The 13370-nt window shown below is 61.4% G+C and carries 18 protein-coding genes; 17 read left to right on the forward strand and 1 reads right to left on the reverse strand.

Translation table 11 applies throughout. From position 1 onward, the window contains the following. From B597_RS47655 to B597_RS37290, 17 genes are all read left to right on the forward strand, one after another. Positions 1-260 (forward strand): DUF4376 domain-containing protein (locus tag B597_RS47655; protein ID WP_024162143.1); only part of this gene is annotated, 260 nt, incomplete at its 5' end. Positions 261-327: 67 nt separating this feature from the next. Beyond that, on the forward strand, positions 328-1242 hold the full coding sequence (locus tag B597_RS46065) for a phage tail tube protein (RefSeq protein WP_003297553.1): 915 nt from the start codon (positions 328-330) through the stop codon (positions 1240-1242). Positions 1243-1251: 9 nt separating this feature from the next. Further along, a complete protein-coding gene (locus tag B597_RS37245) occupies positions 1252-1644 on the forward strand; it encodes a hypothetical protein (protein WP_003297555.1) in 393 nt (130 codons plus the stop codon). A gap of 101 nt (positions 1645-1745) precedes the next feature. After that, positions 1746-1964, forward strand: coding sequence for a phage tail assembly chaperone (locus B597_RS47985; protein ID WP_419184908.1), 219 nt, complete (start codon positions 1746-1748; stop codon positions 1962-1964). A 46-nt stretch (positions 1965-2010) separates the two neighbouring features. Beyond that, complete coding sequence (locus tag B597_RS47055; protein ID WP_152028176.1) at positions 2011-2406, forward strand: hypothetical protein; 396 nt, start codon at positions 2011-2013, stop codon at positions 2404-2406. Between the two features lie 13 nt (positions 2407-2419). Continuing rightward, positions 2420-2797 carry an outer membrane protein assembly factor BamE gene (locus B597_RS37250; protein ID WP_003297556.1) on the forward strand — a complete coding sequence of 126 codons (378 nt, stop codon included), beginning with the start codon at positions 2420-2422 and terminating at the stop codon, positions 2795-2797. 57 nt (positions 2798-2854) lie between these two features. Further along, entirely contained in the window at positions 2855-3214 is a 360-nt protein-coding gene (locus B597_RS47060) for a hypothetical protein (protein ID WP_152028177.1), read from the forward strand. Further along, positions 3211-5505: a tape measure protein gene (locus B597_RS0223460; RefSeq protein ID WP_003297557.1), complete on the forward strand. Its 2295-nt coding sequence runs from the start codon at positions 3211-3213 to the stop codon at positions 5503-5505. Before B597_RS47060 ends, B597_RS0223460 begins: the two co-directional genes overlap by 4 nt. Before the next feature lie 152 nt (positions 5506-5657). After that, on the forward strand, positions 5658-5957 hold the full coding sequence (locus B597_RS37255) for a hypothetical protein (RefSeq protein ID WP_330216723.1): 300 nt from the start codon (positions 5658-5660) through the stop codon (positions 5955-5957). Next, positions 5954-6436, forward strand: coding sequence for a DUF1833 family protein (locus tag B597_RS37260; RefSeq protein WP_003297561.1), 483 nt, complete (start codon positions 5954-5956; stop codon positions 6434-6436). Before B597_RS37255 ends, B597_RS37260 begins: the two co-directional genes overlap by 4 nt. A 9-nt stretch (positions 6437-6445) precedes the next feature. After that, entirely contained in the window at positions 6446-6826 is a 381-nt protein-coding gene (locus B597_RS37265; RefSeq protein ID WP_003297562.1) for a hypothetical protein, read from the forward strand. After that, complete coding sequence (locus B597_RS37270; protein ID WP_024162145.1) at positions 6823-9825, forward strand: host specificity factor TipJ family phage tail protein; 3003 nt, start codon at positions 6823-6825, stop codon at positions 9823-9825. The genes B597_RS37265 and B597_RS37270 overlap by 4 nt, the downstream gene beginning before the upstream one ends. 72 nt (positions 9826-9897) lie before the next feature. Continuing rightward, a complete protein-coding gene (locus tag B597_RS37275; RefSeq protein WP_024162146.1) occupies positions 9898-10887 on the forward strand; it encodes a hypothetical protein in 990 nt (329 codons plus the stop codon). 83 nt (positions 10888-10970) lie between these two features. Beyond that, positions 10971-11318 carry a hypothetical protein gene (locus tag B597_RS46075; RefSeq protein ID WP_152028178.1) on the forward strand — a complete coding sequence of 116 codons (348 nt, stop codon included), beginning with the start codon at positions 10971-10973 and terminating at the stop codon, positions 11316-11318. Then, positions 11315-11890, forward strand: coding sequence for a DUF7338 family protein (locus B597_RS37280; RefSeq protein WP_003297567.1), 576 nt, complete (start codon positions 11315-11317; stop codon positions 11888-11890). Before B597_RS46075 ends, B597_RS37280 begins: the two co-directional genes overlap by 4 nt. A 41-nt stretch (positions 11891-11931) precedes the next feature. Beyond that, complete coding sequence (locus tag B597_RS37285; protein ID WP_003297569.1) at positions 11932-12363, forward strand: lysozyme; 432 nt, start codon at positions 11932-11934, stop codon at positions 12361-12363. Next, positions 12360-12860 (forward strand): DUF2514 family protein, encoded by a 501-nt coding sequence (locus tag B597_RS37290; RefSeq protein ID WP_003297570.1) that lies wholly within the window; start codon positions 12360-12362, stop codon positions 12858-12860. The genes B597_RS37285 and B597_RS37290 overlap by 4 nt, the downstream gene beginning before the upstream one ends. Positions 12861-12875: 15 nt before the next feature. Here B597_RS37290 and B597_RS37295 read toward each other — a convergent pair whose 3' ends face one another. After that, entirely contained in the window at positions 12876-13220 is a 345-nt protein-coding gene (locus B597_RS37295; RefSeq protein ID WP_003297571.1) for a DUF2493 domain-containing protein, read from the reverse strand. Positions 13221-13370: the final 150 nt, after the last annotated feature.

The raw sequence follows: 13370 nt of genomic DNA on the forward strand, positions 1-13370 counted from the left end.
ACCGCCAGCGCTGGAAAGACCAGCGAGCCGCCGCCGTTGCAGCCATCAAGGTCACGACCGCTGCCGGCAACACATACCAGGGCGACGAGACGAGCCAAGCACGCATGGCCCGCAAGATTGCAGTGCTGCAGGCTTCCGGCCCGGGCGAGACGGCTGAATGGGTCCTGGCAGACAACACCGCAGCCACAGTGACCGCGCAAGAGCTGCAAGAGGCGCTCGCCCTGGCCAGCGCCGAGCAGGATCGCCTCTGGCTCGCATGACCGCATAACCGCACGAAACACACCACAACCCGCCTTGAGCGGGTTTTTGCATTTCTGGAGATAGCAAATGCCCTACGCACAAGGCGTCAACCAAAATACCTACATCAAGCTTGAGGGCGTCGGCGGCACTCTTGATCCGGCCGTCGACTGGGTGCCGCTGCGCCTCATCACCAACGGGCTGAATCAGTCGATCGAGGAACTGGAGTCCGACGAGATGCTGCCCGGCCGGCACATGGCCGAGTCCCGCAGTGGCGTCTCGAGTGTGGCCGGCGACCTCGAGGCCGAGCTGACCTACGGCACGTTCGATATGCTGCTGGAAGCGGCTTTCCACGGCACCTGGACCGCCAACGTCCTGAAGACCGGCAGCACTCGCCGCAAGTTCGCCATCCTCAAGCACAACGAGGACATTGGCCGCTGGCTGGTCTACCGCGGCTGCGAGGTCGGCACTGTCGCCATCGACTGCCCGCTGCAGGGCAAGATCGGCATCACCTTCTCGATGATCGGCACCAAGGAGGAGGCCTACACCTTCAACGCGCTGACCGAGAGCATCGCCGATCCGACTGAAACCGTGATGATGACCACGTTCGAGGGCTCGCTGACTGAGGGCGGCACCGGCCTCAACCACGCTACGGCGCTGAACCTGTCGCTCGACAACGGCATGGAGGCGATCTACCGCCTGTTCAGCCGCGACGCCTACGACATCAAGCTGGGCCGAATCAACGTAAGCGGCTCCCTGTCCGCCTACATCGAGGACAACCGCCTGAAGGACAAGTACCTCGGCGAGACCAAGACCCCGCTGGTCGTGACCCTGACCGATGGCGAGAACAGCTATCAGATCAGCATGACCCAGGCCAAGCTGACGACCTCGAGCGAGGAAGGCAGCGGCGACGATCCGATCATTCAGAACTACGACTATCGGGCGTTCAATGACCCAGCTGTAGGCACTGAAGTCACCATTACTCGCATTCCGGCAGCGCCGTAAGGAATCCAGATGAAACCGAGTGACTTCTTCACTCGTGCCAAGGCGAACGAGGGGGAGCGCATGCCGCTCTCCCTGCCCGACGGGGCGCCGACGGACGAGTGGCTGCTGATCCGGGGTGTGGATTCGGACGAGTTCCGGCACGCTATGGACGACTTCCGGCGCGAGCTGCTGGTTCTGGCGTCTGTGAAGGACGAAGCAGAGCGCGCCGAAAAAACCGAAGCCGCTCGACTGAAGCTGAATGCAGCGCTCGTGATCGGCTGGTCGTTCGAAGTCGAATTCGCCGAGGCCGCGTTGCTGGAGTTCCTGCGCGAATCGCCCTACATCACGGCTGAGGTTGACCGATTCGCGAGTGACCGCCGCCGTTTTTTTGGGAAACGCTCGACGGGCTCGCCGACGGACTGATCGCGCACGCCGAGCATCAACTAGGGCTGCTGCGTCCTGCCGGGCCGCGGCCGAAGAAAGGCCCAGATAAGCGCATCACCATCCGCGCCCAGCTGGAAGCCATCGCGGAGAAAACAGGTAAGCGCCCGGCTCGCCTGGATGGCCCGCCGTGCCCGCCTGAGCTGGCCTACCTCTGGGACTGGTACTGCTCAGCCAGGCCGATAGGTTCGCTCGTCGAGCTGAAGGCGTGGGCCGATCTCTATGGACACGCGCTTAAGCCTCACGAGATCATGCTGCTGCGCCGGTTGGCATCGGTTGAGCATCGCGTGGCGAGCCAGTAGGGAGCCGATTTGGTAAAGTCGGCGCTTTCTTAGGGAGGGTCGGCGTATGAAGACGCTTGCAGCAGTGATTGGGATCTCTGTTCTTTTAGTAGGCTGCGCTCAGCCAAGGCCAGCTCCGGCGCCTAAGTCACCACCAGTGCCTACATGGAAAAACGTAGAGCTCACCAAGGAAATTGAAGAATCCGGGACTGCAGTTGTGCGAGATTCACTGAAGGACCCGGACTCAGCGAAATTCAGCGGTCTGTACGCAGTTAAGCGTATCGATGGGCAAGGACCAACAGGGCTTTGCGGTTACGTGAATGCCAAGAACAGTTACGGCGGTTACGTGGGCAAGAAACGATTCTTCGCTGGCGCGACCTTGGCCTCTATTTGGGACGACAACCCGCGCTACGGCTTTAGCTCTGACAACATGATGATCCTAGACGCATGCGTCAATCGCTAAGAAAGAGGCATACATGCGTAACATTATTGCAGTTTTGCTATTTGCGCTAACCCTGACTGGCTGCGCTAACAATCGTATCGACTACAACCAGAAGTCCATGAACCTATCGCTGGGCATGTCTAAAGCCGATGTGCAGGCTGTCATGGGGCTCCCGCGAAGAACGGATGTAAATCAGGATCGTGAACGCTGGATCTACTGGAACCCGGTCATGATGGGGTTCACGCCTGTAGACAACGAGCAGCTAGCCCAAGATCGACTCGTGGTCACGTTCGAGGATGGCAAGGTGGCGCGATGGGGTAACCAGACCCTCACCGATGACATGCTGGAGGCGAGCCAGAAGTCGATCGAATCGTCGTACAAAGTTATGCAGCAGGGCTCGCCGCCTAAGTAGCAGTAACTGATCGTAAGAAGCCCGCCTAGTGCGGGCTTTTTCATGCCTGGAGAAAAGATGCGACCTCAAGACTTCTACACCCGGACTCGGGCCAGCGCAGGCATTCGTATTGAGCTGAAAGATCCGGCAGGTCATAAAGAATGGGTGCGCGTCAGGTCTGTGATCAGCGAGGAACACCGCAAAGCTCGTGAAGAGCTTGTTCGTCAAGCCATTGCTGATGGGCGCGCCGTCGCAGAAGACCCATCTCAGCGAAAAGCGCTGGCACGCCGCCGGCGCGCAGTGCTTGCCGCATCCCTAATAGCCGAGTGGTCGATTCCTGTGGGCCCGGTTGACCTGCTAATCAAAAATCCTCGGCTTCGGCGCCAGATTGAGCTGATCGCCGAAAACCACGCTTTGCACTTTGGAGTTGAAAAATGACCGAATACGCAAGGCTGGTTGTCGCGGTCGACAGCACTCAAGCTGCGAAAGCCCGGGCAGAGTTAGAAAAGCTGCCGGGCGCCGCCGGCCGCGCTGAATCTTCAGCAAACCGCATGGGCGCATCGTTTGCCAAGCTCGGCGGAATTCTTGCCTCTGCGATCAGTATTCGCGAGATAGCCAGCGCATCCGAGCAATACGTCAACATGACCAACCGGTTGCGCCTAGTGACCGAAGGCAGCGAGCAGCTTGCCTACGCACAAGAAGCGGTGATGCGCGCCGCGCAGCAGACATACCAGCCGCTTGAGACGACTGCAGAGGTGTATCAGCGGATCGCGCAGAATGCCAACGCTCTAGGGCTCTCGTTCGCCGAGGTCGAGGCCATCACCAAGACGGTAAGCCGCACAATCGCGCTAAGCGGCGCAGATACCCAGGCCGCAGAGGGAGCTATGCGCCAGTTTGGCCAAGCGCTGGCCTCTGGATCGCTACGCGGCGACGAACTTAATTCGATCCTGGAAGGCACTCCGGCACTCGCCCAAGCCATCGCCCGCGGCCTTGGCGTATCAACCGGCGAACTGCGCAAGATGGGCGCGGACGGTGAACTGACCGCAGCAAAGATCGTTTCGGCCCTGAAGTCCCAGGAAGGCGCCGTCGAAGATATGTCGCGCACCATGACCGTGACGGCCGGACAGGCGATGGTGACGTTCCGCAATTCGCTGGTGGAGACGGTCGGCAAGCTGGATGACACGACCAGCGCGAGCCGCAAGTTCGCAAGTGCCGTGCTCGACCTGTCCGCGGCGCTGGATCGCTTTAGCAGCGGCGAGTTCATGGATTACTTCCGTGACAGTAAGCAGACCGCTGAAGGCTTCAACAACGAAATCAGCGTCACCCTTTCACGGATTCGCGACCTAAGTAATGCCCGCGCGAGGCTGGACAAGAACGACCCCGAAGACACCGTGCTTTTCGGGTTCAAGTTCTGGAACAAGGAGGAGTTGGACGCCGAGATATCCGGCTTGAATGGGCAGATTCAGCGTTTTCAGAAAGCGCGTGATCGCCTGATCGAGATTGCGGATAAGCCCGGGCAGGAAGCCCCTAAAGATGGCGGCAACGGCACGCCGCCAATCACCCCTCCAGCAACCGTCACCGACAATGCCACGAAGGCTATAGAACGCCAGATCGCCGCACTTAGACTGCAGTCCGAAACGCTTGGCATGAGTGCAGCCAAGGCCGCTCTGTATCGACTACAGATAGAAGGCGCCACCCCTGCCCAGATTGCTAGTGCGCGCACAGCCTTGGAGGCTGTCGACGCCTACGAAAGGCAAGCGGAAGCTATCAAACTCGCCAATGATGCCCAGGAGCAAACCAACCGCGACGCCGCGTCAATTCTCGAATCTCTGCGAACAGAAGAAGAGGCGATCCGCGACTCGTACGAGCGCCGCCGGCAGATCATTCTCAGCGCAACCCTGCTAACTGAGCAGGAAAAGAACGACGCGATCATGCGCCTGAAGCAAGAGCACGACGAGCAGATGATTCAGGCGAACGGCTCCTATTGGGAACGGTACATGGCCGCCGCCGAAGAGAACCTTGGCAATTTCAATATGCTTGCCGAAGGGATCATGAACAACTTTTCGGCGCAGGTTGGCAGCGCTTTCGAGTCGATGGTGTTTGACGCCGAATCGCTTGGCGATGCGGTTTCCGGACTGGCCGAGGGTATGGCTCGGGCAGTTGTGAATGCCCTTGGCCAGATGGCCGCGCAGTGGCTGGCCTACCAGGCCGTGCAATTGCTGGTCGGATCAACTACCCAGGCAAGCGCCGCCACGACGATGACCTTCAACGCACTGGCCTCCCAGCAGATGGCTGCGCTGAACGCCTTTGCGTCGACTGCTGCAATACCGATCGTTGGCCCGCTGCTGGCTCCTGCTGCTGCAACGGCGGCAATCGCAGCAACCTCTCCGATGGTTGGCGCCGTCGCATCGCTCTCCTTGGCGGGTATCGCCCACGACGGTATCGACTCCATCCCGCGAGAGGGCACCTGGCTGCTCGACAAAGGCGAGCGCGTGGTCGATCGGCGCACGAACGCCGACCTGAAGGAGTTCCTCGGCTCTGGCGGGCAGGGCGGCGGAAGCGGCGTAGTCGTCAACGTCAACAACGCGCCACCGGGAACCGAGGTGAAGTCTCGCCGAGGCTCCGACGGTAAGCAGTACGTCGATGTCCTGATCGCCGACCTGGCCAGCGATGGTCGCCTATCGAAAGCGCTCAAAAATCGCTACGGACTGAGGGATAGACCCACATGATCCAGTACCCGCAAGGGCTCCCATACCCGAACCGGTCGGGTTACGGATTTACGCCAGTCAGCCCGATCAAACGCACGCAGATGCAAACAGGTCGGTCCAGAGTCAGGCGCAACTATTCGTCGGTGCCGACAATTGCGTCTGTCTCGTGGTCCATGAACGAGCTGCAGGCTCAGCTGTTTGAGTCGTGGTTTGAGGACGCATTGATATCGGGCACGCAGTGGTTTGAGTGCCCGTTGTCGTCTCCGCAGGGGGATCGGCTTTACCAGTGCCGGTTTGTCGACATCTACACAGGGCCGACAGAGGACGGCCCGGGTCAGTGGATGTTCCAGGCCGAACTCGAACTATTCGAACGCCCAATCCTGCGCGGCGGATGGGGGCTGTACGCGCCGGAGTACTTCGCGCAATTCGGCTTGATTGATGAGGCGATGAATCAGGAGTGGCCTGCAGCATGACCATTCTTAACAGGCTCTACGCCAGCGCCGGGCCGGAGATCATCCACCAGACGCTGGAAATCACCGACGGCGTGGTCACGCACTACCTGACTAACGGCTGGGATGACCTGACAGCAACGCTCGAAAACGGCCAGACAGTCACGTTTCTGGCTTGCGGCATGGATATCGCGCTGCCGGCCCGCAACGCCGACGGAACGCAGGATCTCAAATTCGCGCTCTGCAACATCACTGGCGAGATCAGCGCGTACATCCAGCAAGTGCTGCGCGAAGGCCGCAGGTGCCAGCTCGCGTACCGCTCGTTCTTGAGTGTCGACTTGACCGGGCCAGCAGAGCCACCGCACCGGTTTGAAGTCAAGGGCGGGCAGTGGACGGCTACCCAAGTCGACATCACTGCCGGCTATTTCAACCTGCTGGAAACCGCCTGGCCGCGCCGGACCTACAACTTGGTCGATCACCCGGGCCTGCGCTACATCGCATAAGGACACCCCATGCTGGATATGACCAAATACCTTGATGGCCGGTACCTCGAGGGCGGCAGAGTGTGGCCGGAAATCGACTGCTACGGGATCGTGCTGGAGGTGCGCCGAGATCTTGGCCTGCCAGATTGGCCGGACTGGGCGGGCGTCACGAAAGCAGAAGACGGCCTGCATCATGCCGGGGCAAAGCAGGCGCGCGAAGCCGAGCTGTGCGAGCCGCAGGAGGGCGCTGTCGCTGCGTGCTACAGCGGCTCGCTGCTCACTCACGTCGCTGTCGTCGTCGAGCGCGACGGCCTGCTCTATGCAGTCGAGTGCAACCCTCGCCGCAACGTGACTTGTCTGCCCCTGCGCCGCTTTGAGCGCCGTTTCGTCCGCGTGGAGTACTATCGATGATCCGCATCTATCCGAGCCGCCTGCCGGGCGAGCCGCTGGAGACGCACGCGCATGGAGCGACCACAATCGGCGCCTGGCTTGCGCGCAACGTCGCTGGCTACGAGCCGGACATTGAGCATCCGATCAGCATCGACATCGACGGCCTACCGGTGCATCCGCATGAGTGGTACTGCCGCGAGATTGGCGCCGAGTCGGACGTGAGGATCTACCCGGTGCCGATGGGTACCGGCCTTGAGATCGCTATCTGGGCCGCCGTCGCCGTCGCTGCCGTGTCGCTGGCCTATGCGCTGACGATGACGCCAGATATGGCTGGCGGCGCCGCGACTGGCGATCAGATGGATCTCAATTCCGCGAAGGCCAACAGCGTCAAGCTGCATCAGCCGGTGCGCGAGATCCTGGGCACCTATCGCGTCTATCCGGACTACCTGACGCAGCCGGTTACGCGGTTCGTCAATAAACGCACGATGCAGACGGGAATGTTTCTTTCGGTCGGCGTCGGCCGGCATTCGATCCTGCCCAGCTCAATCAAGATTGGCGACACCCCGATTGCTGCATTTGGCTCAGATGCCAGCCTCAGCATTTACGACCCGGGCGCGAGCGTAATCAGCGATTCTCGATCTGAAAATTGGTACCTGTGCGGCGAAGTGGGCGGCACCGATGCCGGTACCGCGGGCCTTGACCTCAGCTCTACAGCGCCAAGCGGCAGCTCAGTGCTGGCCGATGCTCTGGTGATTTCCGGCCTAAGCGTGACCTTGGCCGGCGTCACGCAACCCGAATTTCCAGAGGCATGGGACGCCGGCACGATCGTGACGCTGCAGACCCCAAACACGTTCGAGGTCACCGAAGTGGCTGGCTATAGCCGCATAGCCGGGCCGCTGGCCGACCTCGCGCCATTTGTCGGACAGCTTGTAACCCTTAGCGCTGGCGGCGAGGAGTACGACCTGGCGGTTGCCAGTTATTCGCCCTACGTCGCGCCGATTCCGGGCACTGGCGGCTCGCCATCCTACGCTGAAGCCGATACAGATCCGTCAACTTACGATTTCACCGGCTTGCCTGCCGTGTGGACTGTGGCATTTCAGGGTAGCAGCCGCACCGTATCGCTGGCGGCCAACTACCTGAACATGTCCGGCCTGATATCAGAGATCACTGCTCAGCTTTCGGGGCTTGGCCTTGTCGCGCAAGACAGCGATGGCCGCCTGCGGATTATTGAGCCCCTCAGTCCGTATCAGGGCGGCGCGATCAGTCAGTCAAGCGCGCCGGTTTCGCTGTTCGGGGCAAGCCCTACATACGTCGAAGGCGTCGCGTCAACGGGCGGTAGCGCGGAGCAGGATGCTTTTGTCACCCTCAAGCTGGACGACGGGAGCCCATTCATCGGCCTGCCCACCGGGCAGCAGCGGCTGGCTATCGGCTATCGCGGCAATCAGTACCGGATCAACAGTATCGACGGCCTCACGATGACCGTGAGCCGCCTCAATGCCGCGGGGGCGGTCGATACCGGCTGGCCAGGCTTTGCCGGCAGAACGCTGATCGACTTTCTGCTCAACTCAGAGGAGGTGGGTGATTACAACTGGATCGGGCCTTTCATGGCCTGCCCGGAATCGGAAGTCACAAGCCGCATTGAGTACGACATTTACTTTCCGCAGGGCCTGGCGCGCTACAAAGACAGCGGCTCTAAACGGGCAGCAACGCGCGATGTCGAGTTGCAGTGGCGTGATGCTGGGACAAATGGCGAGTGGGTCACTGTCACACACCGCTATGTCGAGGCAACGCCTGACGCAATCGGGTTCACGCATTCGCTGGATCTGCCGTACGCAATGCGCCCCCAAGTCAGAATGCGGCGCGTCCAGCAGCTCGGCGGCAACCAGGTGCGTGACGCTATCAACTGGTACGGCCTGCGCTGCGCCCTCAATGCCCGCGCAACGTCATACCCCGGCCTGACCACGATTGCGCTGACTATTCGCACTGGCGATCGACTGGGCGCGCAGAGCGATCGCAAGATCAACCTCGTTGCGACTCGGCTCTACGATGGATTCCCCGTTCGTTCTGTCACGGGCGCCGCGCTGTGCGTGCTCGACAGCCTCGGCATCAGCCGGGATTCCGTCGACGTAGCGCAGCTGCAGGCACTTGAGGCGGCGTACTGGACGCCGCGCGGCGAGCGATTCGACTACGCGGCGACCGAGCAGAGCACCGTCCGCGACGTTCTGCAGATGATTTTCGCGGCCGGCATGGGGCATCTTGTCCTGTCCGGGGGCCTGATCAGCGCGATTCGGGAGGGTGTGCAGCAGCCTAAAGGGATGATCACGCCGCACGAGATGACTGGCGAACTCACTGTTGGCTTCAGCGTGCCCTCGGCGGACGACTTCGACGGCGTGGATGTTAAGTATTTCAGCTCTGCCACTTGGGCTTGGGAAACGGTGCCATGCCGGCTGCCCGGCAGCCAGGGCGCGAAAGTCGAAAATATCAAGCTGGAAGGCGTCACCGATGAAACGCGCGCCTGGCGTATCGGTATGCGCCGGCTGCGCAAACATCAGGGGCAGCGACTGACGTTTGACTGCTCCACCGAGATGGACGCGCTGTGCTACGAGTACCTCGATCATGTCGTGCTGGCAGATGACATCCCCGGCACTACCCAGAGCGCCCTGATCGTTGATGCCGAGTTTGTGGGCGACGAGGCTGTGCTGACGCTCACCGAAGCATTTGACTGGAGCGTCAGCAATCCTCGCTGCCTGATCAGGCGCCACGACGGGACGGTCACTGGCCTGGCCACGCCGACCCGAATCGACGACTACACGCTGAGCGTGCCGGAGTCGCTGATTGATTTCGAGCTCGTCACCGATCTGTCGATCGAGCCGGCGCGGCTGCTGTTCGCGTCCTCGAGCCGCGTCGGCTACCCGGCGCTGATCTCGAGCATCACGCCCGACAGCGACGGCGGCTGCAGCGTCTCGGCTGTGGAATACAGCGACGACTACTACGCCGACGACAACAACGCACCCACCTAACAACTAGCCAACACACAACCGGACACGGCCCGTAACGGACGCCGTGCGCATTCGCACGCCTGGAGTATTTGCATGTCCTACAACACCGGCAACACTGTGCCGAGCACCGACGCCCGCGATTTCATGGGCAACGTCCGAAATCTGGATCTGGCCATAAACACCGAGTCGCTTACATGGTCTGATCGGCGCGGCATCCAGCGCAAAACCTGGGCAGGGCTAGAGGCCGAGTTTTTTGCCTGGCTCGGTGCATCCAGCTTTGAGCTGCCCGCGCTGGAATACACGGGCACCGGCCCGCTTCAGGTTTTGCGCCCGACGCAGCTGATTTACCGCACAGGGTTTCCAGAAACGTACTACAGCGTCAAGCCGTCTGAGAGTTTTCCGGCAACGCTGAGCGGGTCGTGGGCAAGTGACGAGGAGCGGCTTGTTCTGCGCTCCGACGGCGCACTGGCGCTTGGTACGGCGGCGCTGCTCAACGCCGGCACCGGCCCGGACGATCTGCCAAAACGCTCGCAAGCTGATCAGCTGTATCAGCCAAAGGCCGCCACGCTTTCTTCTCTCGCAGACCTCAATGGCACTGCAGATCGCCTCCCGTATTTCACCGGCGAGGACGCCATGGCGCTGGCAGTGCTCAGCACCTTCGCCCGCACCCTGCTCGATGATGAGGATGCGGCGTCGGCGCGGGCTACGCTGGGGGCGGCATCAGCTGAAGCTGTCGAGTCCCTGGCCATCAAAAGCATGTATGAGGTGACGACCGAATTTACCCTCGGAGGCTTGCTGACACTCGCTCACGGGCTTGGTGCTGCTCCGCGAATACTTCAGGTTGAGGCTGTATGTACTTCTGCCATTGCCGGTTATGTGGTTGGCGATGTGTTCCCGCTGGCGTTTGGGTATGCAGGCACGACTGGATCGAGCGGGCTGTTTGGGCGCATCGACGCAACGCAGCTGCGCATCCGGGTCGGCACTCAAGGTGCCGGGATTGTGCTCAACGCAGACACGGGAGGGGGGGGCAGTACCTACATCACCCCCACCAACTTCAACCTTCGCATAAAGGCATTCGCATGAAGCATTTCCGATTGAATGACCGATACATCGGCGCTTTCGATGGTGTCGAACCTCCTGCCGGCGCCGAGCCATGCCCGGCGCCAATGCGATCTACAGACGTATGGGTCGACGGATCGTGGCGCCAGTCGCCCGAGCAGCTCCGTCGCGAGATCATGGATGGCGTACAGCGCTATCTCGACGACTTCGCGCAGACCAAGGCCTACGACAACATCCTCTCTGCCTGCACTTACGCCACATCCACCGTGCCTCGCTTTGCCGCCGAGGGCCAGTATTGCGTCCAGGCGCGTGACGCCTGCTGGGATGTCGTGGCGAGCATTGAGGCCGAGGTTATGGCAGGCAATCGCCCGGCGCCTTCTGGCTTCGAGGATATCCGCGCCGAGCTTCCGGCTCTGAGCTGGCCGGCTAACCTAGACGAGGCACTTGCCCTATGATCCTGCACGCACTGCTTCAATGGTCCTGGCTGATCCTTGCGCGACTGGCCGGCATCGTGACCGGCCTTTTAGTGGTCGCCCTTGCTATCCCGTTCCGAGTCAATACCGTGTCGCTGAGTGATGGCCGGGCGATCGTGAACCTGCCGCGCTGGGCCTGGCTGTGGGGTAACGACTTCGACGGCCTGCTGGGCGACAAGCGAGGATGGTGGGCGGCCAATACGCCATTCGGCTGGGCAGTCGATTCCTTCGCGGCCATGTGGTGGTGGGCGGCCCTCCGCAACCCAGCGAACAACATGCGCCTGCTCGATGCCTTCTCCGCTCCAGTGGTCGACAGCAAGATCAGCTATCGCGGGCGCTACACCGTCGAGGATAAGTCCGGCATGGGCGGCTGGCAGTTCGTCATCGTCGAGAACGACGGCAAGCGCTGGTATGGCTTCTACCTGGTGCATGAGTGGAGCGCCACGCGCGCCTTCGTCATTCGCCTTGGTTTCAAGGTGAAGCCAGGGCATCAGGGTTTAAGCGAGCCGCGCAAGGGGCTGACCTTCAAGCTCAACCCGTTCAAGTCCATCTAGGAGCCCCGCCAGCCGGGGCTTTTTCTTGCTTGGAGTTTCCCATGCACACATCACAGAAGGGGCTTGACCTGATCAAGTCCTTCGAGGGGCTGCGCCTGTCTGCCTATAAATGCCCGGCGGATGTTTGGACGATAGGGTACGGCACCACGGCAGGCGTGAAGGAAGGCCAGACCATCACGAAAAAGCGCGCCGAGGAGCTGCTGCGCGAGGATGTGACTCGTTTCGAGCAGCAGGTCAACCGCATGGTTAATGTCCCGCTGACTCAGGGCCAGTTCGATGCGCTAGTTTCCTTCACCTATAACCTGGGTGCGGCGAACCTCAGCAATTCGACACTGCTTCGCCTGCTCAATGCCGGGCTGTATGCAGATGCAGCACTGCAGTTCGCGCGGTGGAATAAGGCCGGAGGCCAGGTGATGGCCGGACTGTCTCGTCGCCGCGCTGCTGAACAGAAGCTGTTCGAGGAGGGGCTGTGATCGCCCTGCTCAAGCAGTACAAGCTGATCGCCCTGGCATCCGCCGTGCTCGCACTGATGGCGCTTTCTGCTGCCGGGGCGTGGCAGTGGCAGGCCAATAACTACGAACGCCAGATAAGCGAAATCCGGGCGGCAAATGCCGAAGCCGCCCGGGTCGCACTGGCGCAGGCTCGCTCCGAAGAACAGCGCCGACAAACCGCCATCGAGGGAATACGCCGTGACGCACAAGAACAAATCGCCGCGGTTGCCGCTGATGCTGCTGCCGCTGATGACGCTGCTAGCCGGCTGCGCGCACGAGTCGCCGAGCTATCACGCAGACCCGCCAGCTGTGCCGGTGCTGCCGGTGGAGGGGATGCAGCCGGAGAGGCCGGGGATATGCTTGCCCTCGTGTCCAGCCGGCTTGACGAGGCTGCGGGAGAACTTGCTGCTTATGCTGAAAGAGCCGCGAACGCCGGAACAGTTTGCCAGCGATCGTATGAAGCAGTGAGGGGGAATTGAGATTGCCCGGACGGGCTATGGACGGTAGACCGGGACTCCGGCCTCCTGTGCTGCTCGGCACATATCAAGCGTTCCGCGACCGCCGCTGAACGCCACTACGCCGTCTGGCTTGAGGGTCAGCATATAGCGGTTTCGAACTGGGCCAGCTCGGCGACCGAGTGACTTCAAGTCTGCCGGGCAGTCGGTGTGCTTGATGCCGCGAGCCTTCGCCCATTCCTTGGCCAGGCTATCGGCCCCGGGCGCGTCACCCTGGATCACTTCGGCGATGACGCGCAAAGCGTGGACCTTGTCGAGCACTTCGAAAACGCGGGCGCGGTCGGCGTAGTCGCGGCCTCCGCAGACGATGATCCGGACGGGCATAGGAGCTCCGTTATGCGCCGCTGATTTGGGCCAAATCCTGGGGCAATTTTTGGGGCAGAGTACGGTTTTTCGAGGGCCCGTGAGGGCATGCAGCCCAGTAAATACGGGGAGTTTACCCCGCCAAAACCCCCATTAGAACTGCATGGTGAT

This window comes from Stutzerimonas stutzeri KOS6 (assembly GCF_000307775.2).
GTDB lineage: Bacteria > Pseudomonadota > Gammaproteobacteria > Pseudomonadales > Pseudomonadaceae > Stutzerimonas > Stutzerimonas stutzeri_B.